The organism is Streptomyces sp. NPDC001922, assembly GCF_042891165.1.
Classification (GTDB): domain Bacteria; phylum Actinomycetota; class Actinomycetes; order Streptomycetales; family Streptomycetaceae; genus Streptomyces.
Genome location: NZ_JBIASV010000004.1, coordinates 286,198 through 304,885, shown reverse-complemented (window position 1 = coordinate 304,885; position 18,688 = coordinate 286,198). Strand labels below are relative to the sequence as shown.

General features: G+C 71.9%; 18 protein-coding genes. 11 read left to right on the top strand and 7 right to left on the bottom strand.

Features of this window, described 5'->3' with window-relative positions; genetic code table 11:
* Window positions 1-50: 50 nt before the first annotated feature.
* Window positions 51-1,337: an exo-beta-N-acetylmuramidase NamZ domain-containing protein gene (locus tag ACFYYR_RS09150; protein ID WP_388848861.1), complete on the bottom strand. Its 1,287-nt coding sequence runs from the start codon at window positions 1,335-1,337 to the stop codon at window positions 51-53.
* Window positions 1,338-1,485: 148 nt separating this feature from the next.
* Here ACFYYR_RS09150 and ACFYYR_RS09145 point away from each other — a divergent pair, with 148 nt between their 5' ends.
* The 3 genes from ACFYYR_RS09145 to ACFYYR_RS09135 are packed head-to-tail and all read left to right on the top strand — an operon-like array spanning window position 1,486 to window position 4,531.
* Complete coding sequence (locus ACFYYR_RS09145) at window positions 1,486-2,253, top strand: SDR family oxidoreductase (protein WP_388849287.1); 768 nt, start codon at window positions 1,486-1,488, stop codon at window positions 2,251-2,253.
* Entirely contained in the window at window positions 2,250-3,905 is a 1,656-nt protein-coding gene (locus tag ACFYYR_RS09140) for an AMP-binding protein (protein WP_388848858.1), read from the top strand. The genes ACFYYR_RS09145 and ACFYYR_RS09140 overlap by 4 nt, the downstream gene beginning before the upstream one ends.
* Window positions 3,906-3,937: 32 nt before the next feature.
* On the top strand, window positions 3,938-4,531 hold the full coding sequence (locus ACFYYR_RS09135) for a TetR/AcrR family transcriptional regulator (protein WP_388848855.1): 594 nt from the start codon (window positions 3,938-3,940) through the stop codon (window positions 4,529-4,531).
* 198 nt (window positions 4,532-4,729) lie between these two features.
* Here the strand turns inward: ACFYYR_RS09135 and ACFYYR_RS09130 are convergent, their stop codons facing one another.
* Window positions 4,730-5,920: an XRE family transcriptional regulator gene (locus tag ACFYYR_RS09130; RefSeq protein ID WP_388848852.1), complete on the bottom strand. Its 1,191-nt coding sequence runs from the start codon at window positions 5,918-5,920 to the stop codon at window positions 4,730-4,732.
* Between ACFYYR_RS09130 and ACFYYR_RS09125 the strand changes: the two genes are divergently transcribed.
* The 3 genes from ACFYYR_RS09125 (at window position 5,894) to ACFYYR_RS09115 (ending at window position 7,682) form a co-directional block, all read left to right on the top strand.
* Window positions 5,894-6,073, top strand: a complete 180-nt coding sequence (locus ACFYYR_RS09125; protein WP_388848849.1) for a hypothetical protein — start codon at window positions 5,894-5,896, stop codon at window positions 6,071-6,073. The two genes, ACFYYR_RS09130 and ACFYYR_RS09125, sit on opposite strands and share 27 nt — an antisense overlap.
* Before the next feature lie 230 nt (window positions 6,074-6,303).
* Complete coding sequence (locus tag ACFYYR_RS09120; protein WP_388848846.1) at window positions 6,304-6,546, top strand: hypothetical protein; 243 nt, start codon at window positions 6,304-6,306, stop codon at window positions 6,544-6,546.
* 32 nt (window positions 6,547-6,578) lie between these two features.
* Window positions 6,579-7,682, top strand: a complete 1,104-nt coding sequence (locus tag ACFYYR_RS09115) for an NAD-dependent epimerase/dehydratase family protein (RefSeq protein WP_388848843.1) — start codon at window positions 6,579-6,581, stop codon at window positions 7,680-7,682.
* Here the strand turns inward: ACFYYR_RS09115 and ACFYYR_RS09110 are convergent, their stop codons facing one another.
* Entirely contained in the window at window positions 7,683-8,558 is an 876-nt protein-coding gene (locus ACFYYR_RS09110) for a glycosyltransferase family 2 protein (protein ID WP_388848840.1), read from the bottom strand.
* An 80-nt stretch (window positions 8,559-8,638) separates the two neighbouring features.
* On the opposite strand from ACFYYR_RS09110, the gene ACFYYR_RS09105 reads away from it, so the two are divergent.
* Window positions 8,639-9,364 (top strand): transferase, encoded by a 726-nt coding sequence (locus ACFYYR_RS09105; RefSeq protein WP_388848837.1) that lies wholly within the window; start codon window positions 8,639-8,641, stop codon window positions 9,362-9,364.
* Between the two features lie 130 nt (window positions 9,365-9,494).
* Here the strand turns inward: ACFYYR_RS09105 and ACFYYR_RS09100 are convergent, their stop codons facing one another.
* The 4 genes from ACFYYR_RS09100 to ACFYYR_RS09085 all read right to left on the bottom strand — a co-directional run bounded on the left by ACFYYR_RS09100 (window position 9,495) and on the right by ACFYYR_RS09085 (window position 13,632).
* The gene (locus ACFYYR_RS09100; RefSeq protein ID WP_388848834.1) at window positions 9,495-10,715 is read right to left on the bottom strand and encodes an acyl-CoA dehydrogenase family protein; all 1,221 of its coding nucleotides are present in this window, start codon (window positions 10,713-10,715) and stop codon (window positions 9,495-9,497) included.
* Between the two features lie 6 nt (window positions 10,716-10,721).
* Complete coding sequence (locus ACFYYR_RS09095) at window positions 10,722-11,741, bottom strand: phosphotransferase family protein (protein WP_388848831.1); 1,020 nt, start codon at window positions 11,739-11,741, stop codon at window positions 10,722-10,724.
* A gap of 218 nt (window positions 11,742-11,959) precedes the next feature.
* Window positions 11,960-12,898: an MBL fold metallo-hydrolase gene (locus tag ACFYYR_RS09090; RefSeq protein ID WP_388848828.1), complete on the bottom strand. Its 939-nt coding sequence runs from the start codon at window positions 12,896-12,898 to the stop codon at window positions 11,960-11,962.
* Window positions 12,899-13,068: 170 nt separating this feature from the next.
* Window positions 13,069-13,632, bottom strand: a complete 564-nt coding sequence (locus ACFYYR_RS09085) for a gluconokinase (RefSeq protein WP_388848825.1) — start codon at window positions 13,630-13,632, stop codon at window positions 13,069-13,071.
* A 257-nt stretch (window positions 13,633-13,889) separates the two neighbouring features.
* Between ACFYYR_RS09085 and ACFYYR_RS09080 the strand changes: the two genes are divergently transcribed.
* The 4 genes from ACFYYR_RS09080 (at window position 13,890) to ACFYYR_RS09065 (ending at window position 18,672) form a co-directional block, all read left to right on the top strand.
* Window positions 13,890-14,912, top strand: a complete 1,023-nt coding sequence (locus ACFYYR_RS09080) for a LacI family DNA-binding transcriptional regulator (RefSeq protein WP_388848822.1) — start codon at window positions 13,890-13,892, stop codon at window positions 14,910-14,912.
* A gap of 430 nt (window positions 14,913-15,342) precedes the next feature.
* Window positions 15,343-16,641 (top strand): ABC transporter substrate-binding protein, encoded by a 1,299-nt coding sequence (locus tag ACFYYR_RS09075; protein ID WP_388848819.1) that lies wholly within the window; start codon window positions 15,343-15,345, stop codon window positions 16,639-16,641.
* Window positions 16,642-16,735: 94 nt separating this feature from the next.
* Complete coding sequence (locus ACFYYR_RS09070) at window positions 16,736-17,767, top strand: carbohydrate ABC transporter permease (RefSeq protein ID WP_388848816.1); 1,032 nt, start codon at window positions 16,736-16,738, stop codon at window positions 17,765-17,767.
* Window positions 17,764-18,672 carry a carbohydrate ABC transporter permease gene (locus tag ACFYYR_RS09065; RefSeq protein ID WP_388848813.1) on the top strand — a complete coding sequence of 303 codons (909 nt, stop codon included), beginning with the start codon at window positions 17,764-17,766 and terminating at the stop codon, window positions 18,670-18,672. Before ACFYYR_RS09070 ends, ACFYYR_RS09065 begins: the two co-directional genes overlap by 4 nt.
* Window positions 18,673-18,688: the final 16 nt, after the last annotated feature.

Below are 18,688 nucleotides of genomic sequence, written 5' to 3'. Positions count from 1 at the left end.
CCCGCCGGGGACCTTGACGGGTCCCGGGCCCCACCGGCGTCGCGCTCCCGTTACCGGTACCGCAAGTACCGCCTGCGCACAGCCCGGAACTCCGCCAGCCGGTCCGCCCACGCGGCGGCCACCTCGTCCGTACCGGCCCCTGCGTCGATCATCGTGCGCACCGCGGTCGATCCGGTGAGCTTGTCGATCCAGTGGTCCGGGCGCCAGGCGAAACCGCTCCACACCCGCTTCGCGGTCACCAGCAAGCCGATCCCGGTCCGCACCGGGTCGTACGCCGCCCGGTCGTGGACGTGCAGCTGGACCCCACCGACGGTCTTGCCCTGGAACTTGGAGAACGTCGGGGTGAAGTACGCCTCGCGGAAGCGGACACCGGGCAGCCCGAGGGCGTTCGCCGCCTCCGCCCACCGCCGGTCGATGCCCTCGGCGCCGAGCAGTTCGAACGGGCGCGTGGTGCCGCGCCCCTCCGACAGATTGGTGCCCTCGAACAGACACGTCCCGGAGTAGACCAGCGCGGTCTCCGGCGTGGGCATGTTGGGGCTCGGCGGCACCCAGGGCAGGCCGGTGGCGTCGAAGAAGTCCGCGCGCCGCCAGCCCGACATCGACACCGTCGCCAGCTCCACCGCCCGCCCGGCGGCCGCGGGCACGAACTCGGCGTTGAACAGCAGCGCCAGCTCCGCGGCCGTCATCCCGTGCGCCTGGGCGATCGGCTCCCGGCCGACGAAGGTGGCGAACGCCTTGTCCAGCACCGGCCCGTAGGCCCCGTGCCCGGTGACCGGATTGGGCCGGTCCAGGACGACGAAGCGCTTGCCGGCCAGGACCGCCGCCACCATGCAGTCGTACAGCGTCCAGATGTAGGTGTAGAAACGGGCGCCCACATCCTGGATGTCGAAGACGACCGTGTCCACGGCGGACTCGGTGAAGACGGCGGCCAGCGCCTGACCACTCTTCAGATAGGTGTCGAAGACCGGCAGTCCGGTCGCCGGGTCCACGGAGCGGCCCTCGGAGTCGCCCGCCTGCGCGGTGCCGCGGAAGCCGTGCTCGGGGCCGAACACGGCCGTGAGATTCACCCGTTCGTCGGCGTGCATCACATCCACGATGTGCCGGACGTCCCGCGTCACCCCCGTCGGATTGGTGACCACACCGACCCGCTGCCCCTCCAGTAGCCGGTAGCCGGCCGCCGCCAGCCGGTCGAATCCCGTCCGTACCCGACCGCCGCCCCGGGGCTCCGCCGCGGCGTACGCGGGGCCGGCCGCGGCCGCTCCGGCGACGGCCGCTCCCGCGGCTCCGGTTCCGGCCAGCAGGCTCCGCCGGGAAAGGCTCGCTTCAGATGTCCGCATGTCCGCGCACGGTAGCGCCGTCGGCCGCAGGACGGAACGACCGCGACCGGGCCTGCCGCACCGGCTTGCCGCGACCCCTTTCCCCGCAACATACCGACTGGTTAGTCTGCTGCCTGTTCCGCTGGGCAGTCGAGTCGAAGGAGCCACGATCGTGCAGACCCTTCAGGGCGCCGGAGTCGTCGTCACCGGCGCGGGCGGCGGCATCGGAGCCGCCCTCGCCCGCAGGTTCGCCGCCGAAGGCGCCCGGGTGGTCGTCAACGACCTCGACGGGGACAAGGCCGCGGCCGTGGCCGGAGAGATCGGGGGCACCGCGCTCCCCGGCGACGCCTCCGCCGTGGTGTCCGCCGCCCGGAAGGCGCTCGACGGGACCGTCGACGTCTACTGCGCCAACGCCGGGCTCGCCTCGGGCGGCGGGGCCGACGCCGACGAGGAGGTGTGGGCCGCCGCCTGGGACGTCAACGTGATGGCCCATGTCAGGGCCGCCCGGGAGCTGCTGCCCGACTGGCTGGAGCGCGGCAGCGGCCGCTTCGTCTCCACGGTCTCCGCCGCCGGACTGCTCACCATGATCGGGGCGGCGCCGTACAGCGTCACCAAGCACGGTGCCCTGGCCTTCGCCGAGTGGCTCTCCCTCACCTACCGGCACCGCGGCATCCAGGTGCACGCGGTCTGCCCGCAGGGTGTGCGCACCGACATGCTCAGCACCACCGGCAGCGCGGGTGACCTCGTCCTGGCGCCCACCGCCATCGAGCCGGAGCAGGTCGCCGACGCCCTGTTCGCCGGCATGGCCGAGGGGCGCTTCCTGATCCTGCCGCACCCCGAGGTGGCCGCATTCTCCAGCGCCCGCACCGGCGACCCCGACCGCTGGCTGAACCGGATGAACCACCTCCAGCAGAAGTGGGAGGAGGTCACGCGATGAGCAGTTCCCCGTACGCGGCCCAGCCGTGGCTCGCCCAGCTGTCCGACGCCCAGCTGGCCCCGGCCGACCCTCCCGAGACCGTGCTCCACGCCTTCCGCGAGGCGGTGCGCCGGGTGCCCGACCGCACCGCCTTCGGCTACTTCGACGGCCGGATCTCCTACCGGGAGGCCGACGAGCTGTCCGACGGGATCGCCGGCCGGCTCGCCGAGCGCGGCTTCGCCCCCGGCGACCGGCTCGCCCTGGTCCTGCAGAACGTCCCGCAGTTCGCCGTCGCCCTGCTGGGCGCGTGGAAGGCGGGCGGCACCGTCGTCCCCGTCAACCCGATGTACAAGGAGCGCGAGGTCGCCCACGTCCTCGCCGACGCCGAGGTCACCGCGCTGGTCTGCGCCGACCGCGCCTGGGAGGGCTTCCTGCGGGACACCGCGGCCGGCTCACCGGTCCGGATCGCCTTCACCACCAGCGACTTCGACCTCCAGACCCGGAACGACGAGCGGGTGCTGAAGGGCGAGCGGATGCCCGTACCCGACGGCGCCGAGGACCTGCTCGCCGCCGCCCGCTCCGGGCTCGCCGCGCCCCCCGGCCGCGACCCCGACTCCTCCGGCATCGCCCTGATCAGCTACACCTCGGGCACCAGCGGCACCCCCAAGGGCGCCATGAACACTTACGGCAACATCGCCTACAACGCCGAGCGCCAGCACGTCGGTCACGCCCTGCCCGACGGCAGCACGATCTTCGCGCTCGCCCCGCTGTTCCACATCACCGGCCTGGTGTGCCAGCTCTCCGCCTCGCTCGTCGGCGCCGGCACCCTCGCGCTCGCCCACCGCTTCGAGCCCGGCGTCGTCCTCGACGCCTTCGCCGAGCACCGGCCCGCGTACACCGTCGGCCCGTCCACGGCCTTCATGGCCCTGGCCGCCCACCCCGGCTGCACCCCCGGCCACTTCGAGTCCTTCCGGCTGATCTCCTCCGGCGGGGCGCCGCTGCCGCCCGCGCTGGTCGAGAAGTTCCGCGCGGGCTTCGGCCCGTACATCCGCAACGGCTACGGCCTCACCGAGTGCACCGCGCCCTGCGCCAGCGTCCCGCCCCAGCGGGAGGCGCCCGTCGACCCGGTGTCGGGCACGCTGTCCGTCGGCGTCCCCGGCCCCGACACGGTCGTCCGGATCGTGGACGAGAACGGTGCGGACGTGCCCCTCGGCGAGCACGGCGAGATCGCGGTCCGCGGACCGATGGTGATCCCCGGCTACTGGCGCCGCCCCGAGGACAGCGCCGCCGCGATCCCGGACGGCGAGCTGCGCACCGGCGACATCGGCTTCATGGACCCCGACGGCTGGCTCTACGTCGTCGACCGCAAGAAGGACATGATCAACGCCTCCGGCTTCAAGGTGTGGCCGCGCGAGGTGGAGGACGTCCTCTACACCCACCCCGCGGTCCGCGAGGCCGCGGTCGTGGGGGTGCCCGACGCCTACCGGGGCGAATCGGTCAAGGCGTATGTGAGCCTGCGGCCGGGGGAGGACACCACCCCCGAGGAACTGGCCGCCCACTGCAAGGACCGGCTCGCCGCGTTCAAGTATCCGCGCGAGGTCGAGGTCCTGCCCGAGTTGCCGAAGACCGCGAGTGGGAAGATCCTCCGACGGGAGCTGCGCTCCCGCGCATGACCGACGAGCGAGCAGAGAGGCAGGTGGCGGTGATGGCCAGAACGACGGAGGGCAGCGGGACACCCGTCCCGCAGCGGCTGCTGGCCGCCGCCACCCGCCTCTTCGCCGAACGCGGCTACGACCGGACCTCCGTCCAGGAGATCGTCGAGGCCGCCGGAGTGACCAAGGGCGCGCTCTACCACTACTTCGGTTCCAAGGACGACCTGCTGCACGAGATCTACGGACGGGTGCTGCGGCTCCAGCAGGAGCGCCTCGACGCGTTCGCCGACTCCGACGCCCCGGTGGCGGAGCGGCTGCGCGGCGCCGCGGCCGACGTCGTCATCACCACCATCGAGCACCTCGACGACGCCACCATCTTCTTCCGCTCGATGCACCAGCTCAGCCCGGAGAAGAACAAGCAGGTCAGGGCGGAGCGGCGGCGCTACCACGAGCGGTTCCGCGCCCTCATCGAGGAGGGCCAGCAGGACGGGGTGTTCAGCACCGCCACCCCGGCCGACCTGGTCGTCGACTACCACTTCGGCTCGGTGCACCACCTCGCCAGCTGGTACCGCCCGGACGGCCCGCTGACCCCGCAGCAGGTCGCCGACCACCTGGCCGATCTGCTGCTGCGGGCGCTGCGGCCGTAAGCTCCGGCCCGCCACGCGCGGGAGAAGTCCCGGCCCGTAGGCTCCGCGCCCTGGGCCACCTTCTCTGCCGGCTCCAGCGATATCCAGATTTGTCAAGCCGAACGCGCAGCTCAGCGGCAGATCGGACGTTGAGGCAGGTTGGGCATGTTCTTTCCGGTGCCCGAGTTCCTTCGGTGCGACGGGTTGCTCCGACCCCGGTCAGGCGAGGGCGCCGACGCGCTGGGTGAGCCTCCGTACGCCGGGGAGGGTGCGATCATGCCGCATGAGCCCGGCGGCCATGGTCCGGACCGAGTCGCGGCGGACCTCCTGTGGCGCTGCTTGTTCGGCAGCCAGGAGGGCTCGGTAGCAGCGGTCGGGCTTGTCCCACTGGTCGAAGGCCCGGGCGACGTCGATCCAGTAACGGGCCTGGCGCTCGGTGGTGGGAAGGGCAGCAGCATCGATACGGCGGGCGTGCTCGATGGCTTGGCCTGCGTCGCCGATCAGGTGGCTGATCGACACCTGATGAAGGAGTACCTGGCTGGGCCCGAAGACGGTGCCACGGAGCAGCGCGTCGCGGCCGAGCCGCCCAGCGGTGGCCTCGGCCTCGGCAATGAGGGCGTGTGCGGTGTGCCGGTCGCCTTGCTTCGCTGCGGTATAGGCGGCGGTGGCGTACAGGTTGCCCTGGACGGAGAGCCGTTCCGTTTCGTCGACGGCACGGTCGCCGGTCAGCTGCTGGGCAGCAGTGACGGCAACGTCGGTGGCGCGAGCGTAGTGCCCTTGACGGCGCCAGACGGACGAGACCATGCGGTGGGCCTCGGCCACGGTGAGTGCGTCCGCGCCGCCAAGTGCTGCGGTGAGGGCCCGGTCGGCAGTGACGGCGGCCAGGCCGTCTTCATCGAGCTTGATACACAGCCGGGTTGCGGTGCTGTAGAGCTCGGCGACCGCGGTTGCCGCCTGCTCCGGGTGACCGGCGGCGCCGAGGGCTTGGGCGAGCACGATCCGGGCCGGGAGTGCGCGGGCGAGGGTGTCGTATCGGCAGGCGCTGAAGTCCCCTCGCGAGGCGTTCACCGCCGCGGTGACGGTTGACGGGGTCGGGTCCGGGGCGAGGGCTTCGCTGTGCTGCCGGTGGAGCAGCAGGTCTTCCAGCCCGGACAGGCTCGGCCTTGTCGGAGCGTGTCCGGCGGCTGGAGGTCCGAGGACCGCGCTGGTGGTGGCTCCGGCCAGGGTTGCCAGGAGTTCGCGGCGTCGCACCGGGTCGTCCCCCTCTTCGCCGAACAGGGCCTGTCTGCTCAGCGTAGTGGTGTCGAGCCGGACCGGCGTTGCTCGCTGGTGTTGCGGCGCGAGACCGAGGAGGTGCGGCGGGATGTCCAGACAAATGGCGAGGTGCTGGAGCAGGAGCACGTCGCGCATGGGCTGCTTGCCGCGTTCCATCCGGGACAGGGAGGCGGCGGTATAGCCGACCTGCTTCCCGAGTTCGGCAAGCGTGATGTCGGCCGCGCGGCGGGCTCATCGGACGATCGGGCCGACGTCGCGGCGGGCGAGGGCGTCACGCATGGCCGCTGAGTGCCAGATCGGGTGGGTGCTGTTCACGACTCAACTCACCTCCTGTCGACGTTTCATTGTCCCGGCAAATCGCCTGGCGGCACGAGTAGTTGTAAGCCGTTTACACCCGGTGCAAGCCGTGTGCGCGGTGCGGGGCTGCACCTGCCGCACACCGGGTGGGCTGCGGTGTCCTTGTGAACACGGGCGGCGCGTACCAGAGCGGGCCGCAGACGACCCCCAAGGGGTGAGCGATGAAGGAGAACCCGGCATCTCGGGGCGTGTGGGCGTCGGTCACGCACGCGACGCCGCTGAAGCAGGACGCGGTGTACGACCACCGGGCCCAGCAGGCCGCCTTGGGCATTGAGGTCCACCACACCGACGGCCGGACCACCAAGTCGGTGCTCGTCCTGACTCCGGACCAGGTGGAGCTGTACGCCATCCAGTTCGAGCAGCTCATGACCAAGCGCGAGCAGGTCCGCGAGGCGGGCCGGTGACTGCGCATACCTCGCCACGGCATGGAGGCACTGTGCACGACACCCAATTGAAGGAACTCGTCGGCCGGACCGTGCTGGTCACCGGCGGGGCCGGGCTGATCGGCAGCCGAATCGCCGACTGCGTGCGCCAGGCCGGGGGACGGCCGATCTCCCTGTGCCTGCTGGATGCCTACCCTCGACACACCTACCGCGACCTGTTCGGCGTCGCCCCGGCCGGCCCGGACGTCATTGTCGGCAACATCCAGAACCCGGGCCTGGTCAAGAAGGTGGTGGCCGAGTCCGACTACGTGATCCACGCCGCTGCCCTCGCGGACGTCGCCGCCTGCACCCGCAAGCCCATGGCGGCGATCCACACCAACATCACTGGCACCCAGGTAGTGCTCGACGCCGTAGCCGCCTGTGAGCGGATCCGTCGGCTGGTCTTCGTCTCCTCCGCCAGCGTCTACGGCAACGGCACCCCGGAAGACTGGGCACGCCCGTGCGAGGAGTACCGGACCGTGCGGAAGCTGCTGGAATCCGTCTACGGCCGGGTGCCGCCGCAGTTCCACGAACACACGCCACTACGTCCGATGTCTGTCTACGCCAACACCAAGGCGTGGGGCGAGACGCAGACCGCCCTCACGCTGGGCGCCGTGGGCACCTCGTACACGGTCGTGCGGTACTTTTCCGTCTACGGAGAGCCGCAGGTCATCAAGGAGAACAGCCACTCGTGGGTGGTGGCCTGGTTCGCCACCCGGGCCGCCCTCGGACTGCCCCTGCACCTCAACGGTGGCGGCCACCAGATCCGCGATCTGGTCCACGTCGAAGATGTCGCCGCTGCCACTGTGCGGGCTTTGGTCGCCCCGCGAGCCCACAACGAGACGATCAACATCGGTACCGGTGCCCCCACCAGCATCCGCTCCGTGGCCGAACTGGTCGCCGTGCAGTACTCGGGAACGCGTTTCGAGGAGACGCCGATGCCGCCCGCTGACCCGCTCGGCGGCTACGCGGCCACCCATCGCTTGGAAGCCGTGCTCGGCTGGCGTCCGGCAATCACCGTCGCGGAAGGGGTGGCCCGCTACGCGGACTGGCTTCGGAAGACACCCGAGGCGATCCCCGCGTGGCTGCGGGCAGAGTCCGAGGCTGCGACCGCCTGATCAGATGACCGGCGGTCGGCCCAGGCGGGTCATCCGCCACACCGTGGACCACCGCATCGGCCGACGGGGCGGGCATGGGGTGCGAAGCCCCTCTGCGAATCCGCTGAACCAGGCCCGAAGTCCCGCCGCAGACTGGGTGCGGGCCACCGTGAGCACAGCCCAGACACCCAGGTAGACGGGGACGAGGAGGGCGGGAAGGTGCCTCTTGGCGAGCCAGACCCGGTTGCGAGAGACCATGCGGTAGAAGACCGCGTGCCGGGTCGGGGACGTCCACGGATGCTGAAGCACCAGCTCCGGGTCGTAGAGCACCTTCCAACCCGTGTCCAGCGCCCGCCAGGCCAGATCGGTCTCCTCGTGCGCGTAGAAGAACGGCTCGGGCCATCCACCGATTTCCTGAAGCATCCGCATGGACAGCCCGTGCCCACCGCCGAGGAACGTTGTCACCAGTCCGCCCCGCATCGGGTCCGCCGCGCGCAGGCGCGGGACGTGACGGCGCTGGGTGCGACCTCGCTCGTCGGCGATGCGGAAACCGACGATTCCCAGCTGCTGGTCGGCCGCGTACAGCTCAGTGAGCCGGCTGAAGACGTCCGGGCTGATCAGCAGACCGTCATCGTCGAGGTCCACCACCACATCGACATCCCCGAACTCCCGCAGCCGGGCCAGGGCGGTGTTCCGGCCGCCGGAGATCCCTAGGTTCTCCGGCAGCTCCACGCCGGTCACCCACTCCGGCATCGGCGGCAGCGGCGAGCCGTTGCCGACCACCACCACCCGCACGGCAGGCGTGCCCTGCCCCGCGACCGACTCCAGGAGGGCGGCCAGCTCTGCGGGCCGCGTGCCCATGGTCAAGATGGCGACGCCTACACGGGGGTGACGCACGGATCAACTCTCCGTTCCTCGGTTCCGGTGATGCTAGCCGTCCCGGGGCCGGTCACCGACCACACACCGGAAGGCCACCGATGCCCACCATCTGCCTCGGCGACTACCTCACCGCCCCCGCCAGCGGAATGCTGGACGGCACCCCATACGAGCACCTGGACAAGTCCGAGCTGGCCGACTTCCTCGCATACTGGGAGGACTGGCACCGCCAGGCCCTCGCCCGGCTCGCGCACCGCATCCACCCCACCGCGGTCATCCACCCGACCGCGATCATCGGTGACGACGTGGTCATCGGCCCCCGAGTACGTGTGTGGGAGTTCTCCACCGTCCGCGCCGGCTCCGTACTGTGCGCCGATGTCTCGGTCGGCTTCAACTGCGAGGTCACCCGCTCGTTCCTCGGCGAACGGGCCATTCTCGGGCACCGCGTCGGGATCAACCGCACCCTCGTCGGCGCCGACGCCCACCTGTCCGCCAACCTGACCGTCGCCGCCATCAGCATGTGGAGCCCCCACATGAGCAACCCCGAACGGGAGATCATCCTGCGTACCCCGGACTGTCTCTACCGCTGCGGAACACCACAATTCGGCGCTCTGATCGGTGACCGCGTCCAGACCGGCAACAGCATCAGCCTCGGCCCCGGCCTCGCCGTCGGCCGCGACTGCCGGATTGCCAGCGGCGTCACCCTCGCCGCACGCACTGTCTCCGACCACAGTGTCGTCACCGCACCGCACACCTCCAGCGTCCACATCCGCCGGCGACCCGCCCGGCACCGGAAGGCTTCGGCGCCCGACCTGGACGCGTGCTGAGGCACGACTTACAGATCCCGGGGCGGCCCCGAATACCCCGGGAAAGCGCCCGCCGCCGGCGGATCGCGCGGTCCCGTGACCGGGCCCGATCCACCGGCGGCCGGCCCCGGTTCCGCCGGGGGCGGCCGTGCTACGGCCGCAATTGCTTCTTCAGCTCCCGGCGGGCCAGCGACCGCTGGTGCACCTCGTCCGGCCCGTCCGCGAGCCGCAGCGTGCGGGCCGCCGCCCACAGCTCCGCCAGCGGGTGGTCCTGGCTGACCCCGCCCGCGCCGTGCAGCTGCACCGCCCGGTCCAGGATGTCCACGACCGTCCGCGGCGTGGCGATCTTGATGGCCTGGATCTCGGTGTGCGCGCCCTTGTTGCCGACGGTGTCCATCAGCCAGGCGGTCTTGAGTACCAGCAGCCGTAGCTGCTCCACCGCGACCCGGGCGTCCGCGATCCACTCCTGCACCTGGCCCTGCGCGGCGAGCGGCTTGCCGAAGGCCGTACGGGAGACCGCCCGCCGGCACATCAGCTCGATCGCCCGCTCCGCCATGCCGATCAGCCGCATGCAGTGGTGGATCCGGCCCGGACCGAGCCGGGCCTGGGCGATGGCGAAACCGCCGCCCTCCTCGCCGATCAGGTTCGCCGCCGGCACGCGCGCACCGTCGAAGACCACCTCGGCGTGGCCCCCGTGGTAGTGGTCCTCGTAGCCGTAGACCCGCATGGCCCGGCGGACCTCGACACCCGGGGTGTCCCGCGGCACCAGCACCATGGACTGCTGGCGGCGGATGTCCTCGCCGTCCGGGTCGGTCTTGCCCATGACGATGAAGACCGCGCAGTCCGGGTTCATCGCCCCCGAGATGTACCACTTGCGGCCGGTGATGACGTACGCGTCACCGTCCCGCTCGATCCGCGTCTCGATGTTGGTGGCGTCGGAGGAGGCCACCTCGGGCTCGGTCATCGCGAACGCGGACCGGATCTCGCCCGCGAGCAGCGGCTCCAGCCACTGCTTCCGCTGCTGCTCGCTGCCGAACTGGGCCAGCACCTCCATGTTCCCGGTGTCCGGGGCGGCGCAGTTCAGCGCGGTGGGGGCCAGGTGCGGGCTGCGGCCGGTGATCTCGGCGAGCGGGGCGTACTGGAGGTTGGTCAGCCCCGCGCCGTACTCGCTGTCCGGCAGGAACAGATTCCACAGCCCCTGCCGGCGCGCCTCGGCCTTCAGCTCCGCCACGACCGGCGGGGTGAGCCAGGGGGAGGAGAGCCCGGCACGCTGCTCCTCGGCGGTGCGCTCGGCCGGGTGCACGTGCTCGTCCATGAAGGCGAGCAGCTTCCGGCGCAGCTCCTCGGTGCGGGAGTCGAAAGCGAAATCCATGCGTGCTCAGCCCTCCTGAAGGGTGGTGAGGCCGTTCTCGATGAAGACCGGGACGAGCGGGCCGATCCGGTCGAAGTCCGCGCCCACGGTCCGGCCGAGGGTGAAGCGGTAGTGGATGCCCTCGAGGATCACCGCGAGCTTGAACCAGGCGAACGCCGTGTACCAGGAGATCGCCGAGACATCGCGCCCGGACGCCGCCGCGTACCGCTCGACCAGTTCGGACGCCTCGGGGTGGCCCGGCGCCCCACCGGTGGTGCTGACCGGCGAGCCGGGCAGGTCCAGGCTGCTGTACATCGCCAGCAGCCCCAGGTCGGTCAGCGGGTCGCCGAGGGTGGACATCTCCCAGTCGAGGATCGCGGTGATCCGGTCGTCCGCGCCGACGAGGACGTTGTCCAGCCGGTAGTCGCCGTGGACGACGGCCGGGGCGGGGGAGCGCGGCAGGTCCTTCCCCAGACCGGCGTGCAGCGCGTCGATGCCGGGCAGGTCGCGGTTGCGCGAGGCGTCCAACTGCTTGCCCCACCGGCGCAACTGGCGCTCCAGGAAGCCCTCGGGCCGCCCGAAGTCCGCCAGCCCGGCCGCCGCCGGGTCGACGGAGTGCAGCTCGACCAGGGTGTCGGCGAGACCGAGGACGACACCCCGGGTGCGCTCCGGGCCGAGCGGGGCGAGCTGGCCGACGGTCCGGTACGGCGTCCCCTCGACGAACTCCATGACGTAGAAGGGGGACCCGATGACCGTCTCGTCCTCGCAGAGCAGCAGCGGCTCCGGGACGGGGACGGTGGTCGGGTGCAGGGCGCTGATCACCCGGTGCTCGCGGTGCATGTCGTGCGCGGTCGCCAGGACGTGGCCCAGGGGCGGACGCCGGACCACCCAGCGGGAGGTCCCGTCGGTGACCGCGTAGGTGAGGTTCGACCGGCCGCCCTCGATCAGCTCGGCGCCGAGCGGTCCGCCGACCAGGCCGGGGCGCTCGCGGTCCAGGTGGGCCCGCAGACGCTCGAGGTCGAGACCGGGCGGGTGGTCGTGACTCATCGGGGAACACTCCTCCATCGGGCAGTCGGATGAGCTCATCATGCCGACCAGTCGGTATGGAGTCCAGTGGTCCGCCCCGTGGGATCCGTGGCCACGGCCTTCTTCGACCGTCGCCCGCCAGAGCTGCTCGCCCCGGGCGCCGCCGATGCCGGGGAGGTGTGCGGGCGAGGAAGCCGGGAGGCGGGCGGATGCGGGGTGGAGCGGCGCGGGGCCGGTGGTCAGGCGTGGCAGGAGACGGGGACGCCGCCGTTCATCGCGGTCATGTCGCCGAAGACCGCCGCCACGTCCAGCGGGGCCCCCGGCGGCAGCCCGTCCAGCTCGGCGTAGGCCCGGTGCAGATTGGCGACCAGCCGCTCGCTCTCCCGCAGCTCCGCGAACTCCCCGAGGTCCGCCGAGCGCGCGGCCTCCAGCGGCGTGCGGCCCGCGGCGCGGGAGCGCTCCGCCAGGTCGGCGACGTACCGCACATACCGCTCGATGCCCTCGTACACCCCCGGGTCCGTCACGGCGCCGTGGCCGGGCACCACGGTCCGTGCGTCCAGCTCCCGCAGGAGCTCCAGGGCCCGCAGCGAACCGTCCAGCGACCCCATGGCGAAGAACGGCGTGCCGCCGTGGAAGACGAGGTCGCCGGTGAAGACCACACGCTCCCGCGGCAGCCAGACGATGCTGTCGCCCGGGGTGTGGGCGACGCCCGGGTGGATGAGCTCCACCTCGATGTCCCCCACCCGGCAGTTCATCCGGTCGGTGTAGCCGACGGTGGGCGCGGTCACGCGGATGTCGCCGAAGTCCACCTCGGGCCAGAGGGCGTGCAGTTGCCGCCCCGCCGCCAGGGTCTCGGTACGGCAGGCGACATGGCCCACGACCGTGGCCTCGGGGGTGAAGACGCAGTTGCCGTAGGTGTGGTCCCCGTGGTGATGGGTGTTGACCACGGTCCGGGGGAGCGGCGCACCGCTGCCGAGCACGGCGTCCCGCAGCAGCAGGGCGCGCCGCTCGGTCGCGGCGGTGTCGACGAGCAGGGTCTGCGAACCGTCGCTGACGAAACCGGCGTTGTTCAGGCACCAGCCGCCGTCGGGCTGCACGAACGCGTGGACACCGGGCGCGAGCGGGACCGTGTACGGCTCGGTGCCGGTCGCTTCGGTGGCGGTGCTGTTCCCCGTCATGGGTCCTCCCTGGTCCGGCTGCCGGTGTGCGGTCACAGCATGGCAGAGGGCCCCGGGCGGCAGAGCTCGCGAGGGCAGGGCGGCAGAGCGGCCGACTCGGTGGTGGGGCCGCGCCGTTGGGGCGCCGGCGTCGCTGTTGAGGCCTGTGTGGGGTGACCGCTGTCCCCGGCTCAGGCGCCGACGCCGGGCAGGACCGCCAGGGCCCGGCGGACGGTGTCCTCCGCGGTGCCGCCGATGGGCACCGTCGCCCCGGTCTCGTCCGCCGCCAGCGACTGCAGGTCCGCGAACTGCGAGCGCAGCAGGGCCGGCGGCATGAAGTGCCCCCGGCGGGCCCGCATCCGGGCGTCGATCAGCTCCGGCGAACCGTCGAGGTGGACGAAGAAGGCCGTGGGGGCGCAGCCGGCCAGCCGGTCCCGGTAGCACCGTTTGAGGGCCGAGCAACTGGCCACCCCGCCGTGCTCCGCGTGGCGGGCCAGCCAGTCGCCGATGGCGTCGAGCCAGGGCAGCCGGTCCGCGTCGTCCAGTGGTGTGCCGGCCGACATCTTGGCGATGTTCTCCGGCGGGTGGAAGTCGTCCGCGTCGGCGTACGGGACGCCCAGCCGCTCCGCGAGCATCCGGCCGACCGTGGTCTTGCCCGAACCCGAGACGCCCGTCACCACGACCAGCGGGCGGCGCTCGGCCGCGGCCCGGCCGGAGGCCGTCGTACCGGTCGTGGTCGTCCCGGTCGTCGTCATACGGGCCTCGGTCTCGCGTCGAACCGGCAGGGGCGGACCCCAGGTTAGGCGGTTCGGGCGGTGGACGTGCGGCGGTGTCGCGGGCTCCGTCCGCCCGGGCCGCTCCCGCCGGCCGTCGGACCGGCCGTGCCCCGCGGGTCGCCCACCCGGCCGGCGGCGGCAGGGCCGCGCGCTGCGGACAGCCGCCACGCGCCGGAGTCGCGCCCCGATGCAAGGGAACCGCAAAGACCGCAAGAAATCTGTCATAGGCTTGCCGCATGGTGAGCCGATTGGTGGAGGTCGCGGGATACGCGGGTGTCAGCGAGGCGACGGTGAGCCGGGTCCTGAACGGGAAGCCGGGTGTCTCGCAGTCGACCCGCGCGGCAGTGCTGACCGCGCTCGACGTGCTGGGGTACGAACGGCCGCCGCAGCTGCGCGGACGGGCCAACCGTCTCGTCGGCCTGGTGGTCTCCGAGATGACGAACCCGATCTTTCCGGCGTTCGCGGAGGTCATCGGCAGAACGCTGGCCCAGCGCGGCTTCACGTCCGTGCTGTGCACCGGCACGCTGGGCGGGGTGCACGAGCGCGACTACGTCGACATGCTGCTGGAACACCAGGTCGCCGGGGCCGTCTTCGTCTGCGGTCTGCACTCCGAGCGGGCCGCCGACCACGAGCACTACACCCGGCTGGCCGACCGCGGGCTCCCGGTCGTGGCCGTCAACGGCATGATCGAGGAGCTGAAGATCCCCTGCGTGTCGTGCGACGACGTGCTGGCGGTGGAGCTCGCCGTCCGGCACCTCGCCTCGCTCGGGCACACCCGGATCGGCCTGGCCGTGGGCGGCGAGGGGCACATCCCGGCGGCACGCAAGATGGCCTCGTTCCGGGCGGCCGTCCGGGAGCACGTCGGCGTGACCGACGCGGACGCCGACATCGTGCAGACCATGTACACCCTGGAGGGCGGCACCTCCGCCGCGTTGCAACTGTTCGAGCGGGGTGTCACCGGTGTGGTCTGCGGGAGCGATGTGATCGCCCTGGGGGCGGTCCGGGCGGCCCGCCGCGCCAAACTGGACGTGCCCGGCGACGTCTCCGTGGTGGGTTACGACGATTCCTCTTTCATGCCCTTCGCGGATCCGCCGCTGACGACGGTCCGGCAGCCGGTCGACGCCATGGGGCAGGCCGTGGTCTCCCTGCTGCTCGGTCAGATCTCCGGGACGCAGGCGCGTCCGGAGGAGATGCTCTTCGAACCGGAGCTCGTGGTGCGGGGCAGTACGGGCGTGGGCCCCTCCCGCAGCGGGGGCTGAGTCCCGCCGCGCCGGCCCGCGGGTCCGCCGCACGCGTCCCGGGGCCGCATGGGCCCTTTCCCGCCCCGCTACGGCTTCTCCCCTACCGGTGATGAGCCCCCGCCGCACATCGGCGGGGGCTTTCGCGTACGTCGGCGCGGCCTGGCGGCCCCGACGCACCCCGGGGCCGGTGTGCCCCGCCGCTGCGCCCGCCCGGCCGGTGTGTCGGTGGCGCCGGCCTCCGCCCCGCCCGTCCGGGGCCCCGTTCCTGGGTCCTGCGGCGGACGATCCGTCCCTGATTCCACCACCGCTTTCAGCGGATGACGTCTTCTTGCAGAATCATGGAAGAAACTTGCCGGTAACCGTGGACTTCTCTCAGTGCGGTTTCTAGTGTTTCCGTCACTGCGCCGTCGGCGAGCCGCCACAGGGGCGTGCGAGTGAGGGAGTGACCATGGGGCACTGGCTGCCAAGAGCGGGCATCGCGGCACTGACCGCGTGCGCGCTCGCCGCGTGTGGAACCGGGACCGGCGGGGACGACCCCGCGGGCAAGGGCGAGGCCGCGCTGACCGGCCGCGGGCCGATCACGCTGGCCACGGGGAAGGACAACAGCGGCGTCCTGCCCAAGGTCATCGACCGCTGGAACGCGGCGCACCCCGAGGAGCGGGTGCGCGTCGTCGAACTCTCCGACTCGCCCGACGAGCAGCGGCAGCGCATGATCCAGGACGCCGAGCTGAAGTCCGGTGAGTTCTCCGTGCTCAACCTCGACGTGGTGTGGACCGCGGAGTTCGCGGCCAACCGCTGGGTGGTGCCGCTCCCCGAGAACCGCAGGGACACCGGCGCGTTCCTCGAGCCCACCCTGGAAGGGGCGTCCTACCGGGGGCAGCTGTACGCCGCGCCCTGGACCTCGGACGGCGGACTCCTCTACTTCCGCAAGGACCTGCTGCGGAAGGCCGGGGCGAAGCCGCCGCGCACCTGGGCCGGGATGAAGAAGACCTGCGCCGCGGTGCGGAAGCTCCCCGAGGCGAAGGGCATGTCCTGCTACGCGGGCCAGTTCGAGAAGTACGAGGGCCTGACGGTGAACTTCGCCGAGATGGTCGCGAGTGCCGGCGGCTCACTCGTCGACGGGCGCGGGCGCCCGCACGCCGACTCCCCGGAGGCGCTGAAGGGCCTGCGGTTCTTCGCCGACGGCATCCGGGACGGGATGATCCCGCAGAAGGCGATCACGTTCAAGGAGGAGCAGGGCCGGCAGGCGTTCCAGCAGGGCCGGCTCGTCTTCCACCGGCAGTGGCCCTACCAGTGGACCCTGGCCAACGCCGACGACGGCTCCTCGAAGGTGGCCGGCGCGTTCGGCGTCGCGCCGCTGCCCGGCCTCGACGGGCCCGGCGTCTCCAGCCTCGGCGGCCACAACCTGGCCATCAGCTCGGCCGCAGAGAACAAGGCCACCGCCCACGACTTCATCCGCTTCATGACCGGGGAGCGGATGCAGCGGGAGAACCTGCTGCTGAGCTCCAACGCCCCCACCCGCACCGCGCTTTACGACGACAGGAAGCTCGTCGACAAGTACCCCTACCTGCCCGTCCTCAAGAAGTCGATCCTCGGCGCGGAGCCGCGGCCGCGCGTGGTCCGCTACGGGGACGCCACCGCCGCGATCCAGGAGGCCGCCTACGGCGCGCTGAGCGGGGAGGTCCGGCCGAAGAAGGCGCTGGCCGAGCTGCAGCGGAAGCTCCAGCGGATCAACGGCAGCCCCTGACCGGCCCGGCCGGGCCCCCGGCGGCCCTGCCCCCGCCCGCGTGCGGCCCGGCCCCACGCCGCCCTCCCTGTGCAATTTTCGAGGTGAAACGTCCATGCCTGCTCTGACGGCCCCGCCGCCCCCGGCCACCCGCCCACCCCGAACACCACCGCCCCCGGCACGGCAGCGCCGCCGCGGCACCGGCCGGCTCGCCGCGGTCCTCATCTCGCCGACCATCGCCGTGCTGGCTCTCGTCGCCGGATACCCGGTCCTCGCCGCCCTCCGCGAGTCCGTGTTCGACAAGAACTCCGGGCTGGACCGTTCCGGTTTCGTGCGCACCGGGGAACGGTTCGTCGGCCTGGAGCACTATCTGGCCCTGTTCCGCGGCGAGGCGGGCGAGCGGTTCTGGAACGCCTTCACCAACACCACGTTCTTCACCGTCACCACCGTGCTCATCGAGACCGTGCTCGGCATCGTCATGGCCCTGGTGATGCACCAGGCCGTCCGCGGCCGGGCCCTGGTGCGGGCGGGCATCCTGGTGCCATGGGCGATTCCCACCGTGGTCTCCGCACTGCTGTGGCAGTGGATATTCCAGGCCGACGGGGCGGCCAACGCGCTCCTGGGCGAGCAGGTGCTGTGGACCACCGACGGCTTCCAGGCGGCGGTCGCCGTCATCGTCGCCGACACCTGGAAGACCGCCCCCTTCGTCGGCCTGCTGGTGCTCGCCGGGCTCCAGCTCATCCCGGCCGAAGTGCACGAGGCGGCCCGGGTCGACGGTGCCACCGCCTGGCAGGGCTTCCTCCGGATCACCCTCCCGCTGCTCCGCCCCGTCCTGCTCGTCGCCGTCCTGTTCCGGCTGCTCGACGCGCTGCGGATGTTCGACCTGCCCTATGTGCTCATCGGGGCCCGCAAGGACTCCGTGGAGACCCTGTCGATGCTCGCCTTCGACGAGGCCGCCAACACCCGGTACGGGCCGGCCGCCGCCTACGCGGTGCTGCTCTTCCTCTACGTCGCCGCGGTCGCGTTCGTCTTCGTCCGCCTCCTCGGCGCGGACGTCTTCTCCTCGGACGACGGCGGCCGGACCCCGGGCCGGCGCCGCACCGGAGTGCTGCGGCGCCACGCAGCGGCGAAGGGAGCGGTCGCATGAGCCTCGCCGCCCGGACCCGGACCCGGACCCGGACCCGGACCCGGACCCGGACCCGGACCCGGCCCTGGAGCCCTCCGGTCCCCTCCCGCAGGACCCTGCTGAGCCTGCTCGGCATGGCACTGATCGTCGTGTACTGCCTGGCGCCGTTCTACTGGATGACGGTCTCCAGCTTCCGGCGGACCTCGGACCTGTTCTCCATGTCCCTGCTGCCGTCGCCCTGGTCCCTGGAGAACTACCGGGCGGTGCTGGAACCCGGCAACGGCTTCGGCCGCGCCCTGCTCAACAGCCTGATCGTCGCCGGTGCCACCACCGTCCTGACCCTGGTGATCGCCACGTTCACCTCGTACGCGCTGGCCCGCCTGGAGTTCCGGGGCAAGAACCTCGTCCTCGCGGTGGTCGTCGCCACCTCGATGTTCCCCGGGATCTCCCTGGTGGTGCCGCTGCTCAAGCTGTTCACCGACAACCTGCACTGGGTGAACACCTACCAGGCGATGATCCTGCCGTCGCTGTCGTTCGCGCTGCCGCTCGCCGTCTGGAACCTCACCGCCTTCTTCCGGCAGCTGCCGAGGGAACTGGAGCAGGCGGCCATGGTGGACGGCTGCACCCCCGGCCAGGCGTTCCGGAAGGTCATCCTCCCGCTCACCGCGCCCGGTGTGTTCACCACCGCGATCCTGACCTTCATCGGTGCCTGGAACGAATTCATCATCGCGCTGTCGATGGTCAACCGGTCCTCGATGCGCACGGCCACCGTCGCCATCGCCCAGTTCAACGGGACCTCCGGATTCCAGGTCCCCTACGGCACCAAGATGGCGGCCGGCGTCGTCGTCACCGTGCCCCTCGTCGTCCTCGTCCTCGTTTTCCAACGCCGGATCATCGCCGGCCTGACCGCAGGAGCCGTCAAGTGACCTCGCCGCGCCTCCC

Coding starts and splice junctions, on each gene's coding strand:
- ACFYYR_RS09105 (WP_388848837.1), top strand. CDS start 8,639: ATGCCCACCATCTGCCTCGGCGACTACCTCACCGCCCCCGCCAGCGGA.
- ACFYYR_RS09095 (WP_388848831.1), bottom strand. CDS start 11,741: ATGAGTCACGACCACCCGCCCGGTCTCGACCTCGAGCGTCTGCGGGCC.
- ACFYYR_RS09130 (WP_388848852.1), bottom strand. CDS start 5,920: ATGCGCGACGTGCTCCTGCTCCAGCACCTCGCCATTTGTCTGGACATC.
- ACFYYR_RS09135 (WP_388848855.1), top strand. CDS start 3,938: ATGGCCAGAACGACGGAGGGCAGCGGGACACCCGTCCCGCAGCGGCTG.
- ACFYYR_RS09100 (WP_388848834.1), bottom strand. CDS start 10,715: ATGGATTTCGCTTTCGACTCCCGCACCGAGGAGCTGCGCCGGAAGCTG.
- ACFYYR_RS09065 (WP_388848813.1), top strand. CDS start 17,764: ATGAGCCTCGCCGCCCGGACCCGGACCCGGACCCGGACCCGGACCCGG.
- ACFYYR_RS09090 (WP_388848828.1), bottom strand. CDS start 12,898: ATGACGGGGAACAGCACCGCCACCGAAGCGACCGGCACCGAGCCGTAC.
- ACFYYR_RS09070 (WP_388848816.1), top strand. CDS start 16,736: ATGCCTGCTCTGACGGCCCCGCCGCCCCCGGCCACCCGCCCACCCCGA.
- ACFYYR_RS09085 (WP_388848825.1), bottom strand. CDS start 13,632: ATGACGACGACCGGGACGACCACGACCGGTACGACGGCCTCCGGCCGG.
- ACFYYR_RS09075 (WP_388848819.1), top strand. CDS start 15,343: ATGGGGCACTGGCTGCCAAGAGCGGGCATCGCGGCACTGACCGCGTGC.
- ACFYYR_RS09150 (WP_388848861.1), bottom strand. CDS start 1,337: ATGCGGACATCTGAAGCGAGCCTTTCCCGGCGGAGCCTGCTGGCCGGA.
- ACFYYR_RS09080 (WP_388848822.1), top strand. CDS start 13,890: ATGGTGAGCCGATTGGTGGAGGTCGCGGGATACGCGGGTGTCAGCGAG.
- ACFYYR_RS09140 (WP_388848858.1), top strand. CDS start 2,250: ATGAGCAGTTCCCCGTACGCGGCCCAGCCGTGGCTCGCCCAGCTGTCC.
- ACFYYR_RS09120 (WP_388848846.1), top strand. CDS start 6,304: ATGAAGGAGAACCCGGCATCTCGGGGCGTGTGGGCGTCGGTCACGCAC.